This is a genomic window from Blastomonas sp. (genome assembly GCF_041747255.1).
In the GTDB taxonomy this organism is placed as follows: domain Bacteria; phylum Pseudomonadota; class Alphaproteobacteria; order Sphingomonadales; family Sphingomonadaceae; genus Blastomonas.
Map to the genome: position 1 here is coordinate 1 of NZ_JBGTFM010000443.1, position 3,368 is coordinate 3,368.

Annotated in this window: 5 protein-coding genes and 1 pseudogene; 5 read left to right on the top strand and 1 reads right to left on the bottom strand. The window is 59.8% G+C overall.

Annotation, left to right across the window (positions count from 1 at the left end; genetic code table 11):
- From ubiG to ACEW8G_RS14830, 5 genes are all read left to right on the top strand, one after another.
- Positions 1–514: bifunctional 2-polyprenyl-6-hydroxyphenol methylase/3-demethylubiquinol 3-O-methyltransferase UbiG (gene ubiG / locus ACEW8G_RS14810; protein ID WP_373489168.1), on the top strand; the 514-nt coding region annotated here is incomplete at its 5' end.
- Positions 508–906, top strand: coding sequence for a DUF4149 domain-containing protein (locus ACEW8G_RS14815; protein ID WP_373489169.1), 399 nt, complete (start codon positions 508–510; stop codon positions 904–906). The genes ubiG and ACEW8G_RS14815, both read left to right, overlap by 7 nt.
- 1 nt (position 907) lies before the next feature.
- A complete protein-coding gene (locus ACEW8G_RS14820) occupies positions 908–1,384 on the top strand; it encodes a DUF427 domain-containing protein (protein WP_373489170.1) in 477 nt (158 codons plus the stop codon).
- Between the two features lie 59 nt (positions 1,385–1,443).
- A complete protein-coding gene (locus tag ACEW8G_RS14825; protein WP_373489171.1) occupies positions 1,444–2,022 on the top strand; it encodes a CIA30 family protein in 579 nt (192 codons plus the stop codon).
- Positions 2,023–2,078: 56 nt separating this feature from the next.
- Positions 2,079–2,705 (top strand): class I SAM-dependent methyltransferase, encoded by a 627-nt coding sequence (locus ACEW8G_RS14830; protein ID WP_373489172.1) that lies wholly within the window; start codon positions 2,079–2,081, stop codon positions 2,703–2,705.
- Positions 2,706–3,242: 537 nt separating this feature from the next.
- Here the strand turns inward: ACEW8G_RS14830 and ACEW8G_RS14835 are convergent.
- Positions 3,243–3,368 (bottom strand): annotated as a pseudogene (locus tag ACEW8G_RS14835) (IS5/IS1182 family transposase); the annotation flags it as partial.

Genomic DNA, 3,368 nt, shown 5'->3' on the forward strand with positions numbered 1-3,368 from the left:
CGGGATCGATCCGGCCGCCGCCGCCATCGAGGCCGCCCGCCATCACGCGCGCGGCGCAGGTCTGCGCATCGGCTATGACGTGGGCGTGGGCGAGGCCCTTCCCTATGATGACGCCGGTTTCGATGCCGTGGTCTGCGTGGATGTGCTGGAGCATGTCACCGATCTGCACAAGGTTTTGTCCGAAGTGGCCCGCGTTTTGCGCCCGGGCGGGCTGTTCCTGTTCGACACGATCAACCGCAACCCGCTGGCCCGGCTTGCCACCATTACGGTGGCTGAAGACCTGCTGCGGCTTTTGCCTCGCGGCACCCATGACCCTGCGATGTTCATCAAGCCGGGCGAGTTGCGGCGCGCGATGGAAGGCACTGGTTTTGTGCCCGGCCCGGTCACTGGCCTAGGCCCCCGCGGCATGAACCGGCGTCTGGACCTGACTTTTGGCCCCCTGCCGCTGACCACGATCCTTTACATGGGGATCGCCCACAAACCTGCCTTCACAACTGGAGATAACGCATGCTGATCCTTGCCATTCTGATGACAGCGCTCCTGTTCGGGGGCATGGTGCTATATTCCTTCGGCTTCGCGGCGTTCCTGTTCACGGCGCTGCCGGCAGATGTGGCGGGTCCGACAATCCGGCGTGCCTTTCCAATGTTCTACATTTTTGTTCTCGGCACGGCCGCAGTGGCGGCGGCGCTGCTCTGGCCTGCCGATCCACTCGCAGCAGGGCTGTTGGCGCTGATCGCGGCAACGGTCCTGCCCACCCGACAAATCCTGATGCCTGCCATCAACCGCGCCACCGATATCGGTGCCAAGGACCGCTTCAAGGTGTTGCACGGGCTGTCAGTGGTGATCACGCTGGTCCATATCGCGCTGGCGGGTTACGTGCTAACTCGCTTCGCGGGAGGCCTGTAGCATGGCGGTGCTACCCCCCCGTGAAAACGTCCAGTCCTATCCCCGTCCGCCTGCACTGGAGCCTGTGCCGCAAGGCATCAGGGTCCTCCTTGGAGGTGTCTTAGTGGCCGAGACGTCCCGCGCCTTGCGGGCGCTGGAAACACATCACGCGCCCACCTATTACCTACCGCGCGAGGATATCCACGCCACGCTGCGCCCGGCTCAAGGCACCAGCTTTTGCGAATGGAAGGGTGTCGCGCGCTATTTCGATGTCATCAGCGGAGGCAAGACAGCCCTGCGCGCCACTTGGGCCTATGACCGCCCGACCGCCCGCTTTGCCGCCCTTGCAGGTTACGTGGCATTCTATGCCGGGCTGATGGACGAGGCGTGGGTCGGCGATCTGCGCGTCATTCCTCAGCCGGGCGATTTTTACGGCGGCTGGGTCACGCCCAATCTCGACGGACAAATCAAGGGTGCGCTAGGAACGCGGCATTGGTAGAATGCGGAACATACAGTTGATTGTCGGCGTCTGTGTACGGGAAGGATCAGGGGGCGAAAATGTTGATGCGCGGTCTGATGCCAATCGTTATTGCGGCGATCACACTGGGTGGCTCAGTGCAGCCTGCGATGGCCGACGGGTCTGTGACCGCGCAAACAGTCATCGAGGATTTCACCATGCAGCCGGAAACTCGCTGGCGGTTCTTCACCGATCAGGTGATGGGGGGCGTGTCCACTGGCGGTGTGGCCTTCGCGCAGGAAAACGGAACACCGTTTGCCCGCATGACAGGCCGCGTCAGTACCGCCAATCGTGGCGGGTTCATCCAGATGCGGCTTGATCTTGCCAGCCCACCACCCCAGGGTACAACCGGCGTGCAACTTGTCGTGCGCGGCAATGCTCAGCGCTATTTCGTGCATCTGCGTACAGGCGGCACTCTTTTGCCGTGGCAATACTATCAAGCAGGGTTCGATGTCACGAAAAATTGGAGCGCAGTCCGCCTGCCACTGGATGGATTTACAGCCTCGGGTGCCTTCTTGCGCAACCTGCCCCGCCCAGCCAGCCTGACCTCGGTTGCCGTCGTCGCCTACGGACGGGACCACGACGCCCAGATCGACGTGCGCAACGTGAGTTTCTATTGATCCGGCGAGATGTTGTGCAGTTTCGAAGGCATACGGTATGAAAGGTCGCTGCAAACATGTCGCATCAGAAAAATCAGAGATTCTGGAACAGGATCGCAGCACGATATGCAGCACGCCCGCTCAAGAACGTTCCGGCCTATGAGGCGATGCTGGGAGACGTGGCCTCGCGACTGAAAGGCTCAGACACCGTGCTTGAGGTCGGGTGTGGCACAGGCGGAACAGCGATCCGGCTTGCGCAGGGTGTTGCGCAATGGACCGCGACCGACTTTTCCGCCGAGATGGTTAAGATTGCAAAGGCCAAACCATCTGGGCGAAATGTCAGGTTCGTCGTCTCGGACGTCTCAAATGCCTTCGACGGTGGACCGTTCGACGCGATCTGTGCGTTCAACGTGCTGCATCTGGTGGATGACCTGCCTGAAATGCTGACCCGCATCCATGCGCACCTGAAACCTGGCGGTCAACTGATCTGCAAAACCTGGTGCTTTGCAGATGTGAATTGGGCGCTGCGGGCGCTTTTTCCGGTGCTGAGGGTCTTTGGCCTGTTTCCTGTCGCGGCTTCGCTTGGCGCGACCCAGCTACGTCAGTCAATCCGTGATGCAGGCTTTGAGATTGTCGACGAGCATCTTTTGGGGATTATACTCAGAACCCCTATATCGTTGCCTGCAAACACGGTCAGATTGTAGCCTGAGACGGATAGAAGCGGGTGCCATGGTTTTCGCTTTGTTACCAATAACTTCGCGCCCTCTTGCTTCCGCAGTGCTTCCGAAATGCTTGAACGCAAAAAGCCGCCCGTTAGGGCGGCTTCTAGAGCGTGTTGCGCACAATTGCATTCAGCCAGCGGATCGAACGCGCCCTGCTACGCAGACGCTGTCTCGATCCACTGGCCGAATACATGAATCTTTCTGAGCGCAACACGCTGTAAGCGACTGTTAAGTCGAAGTTTTTGGTTGCGGGAGTAGGATTTGAACCTACGACCTTCAGGTTATGAGCCGTGGCGAACGAACCATGAACAATCGCGCGGAACCGCGCTATCCTTCGCTTTTTCCGTGGCTTGCGGCCTCCTGACTTAGATCGTCACTACGCCGGTTTTCGCAGGAAACCGCTGCAAACCTCTCCCTCTTGCTTCCACTATGCTTCCGCACAGGCAAAGTTTGATGTTCCGGTAGCATCGCAATCATTCGTTCGGCTGGTCGCGAACTTCCCTAAGAGTCCGTCCGGGATCATATCCTTTCTTGACAAAGCCTTCGCAGCATGGATCGGATGGACGCCCATCGCAGGAACGCCAGCGCGTTCTGGTTCAGGCACTCCCAGTCTTTGGCCAGGCGGCGGCAGCGATTGAGCCATCC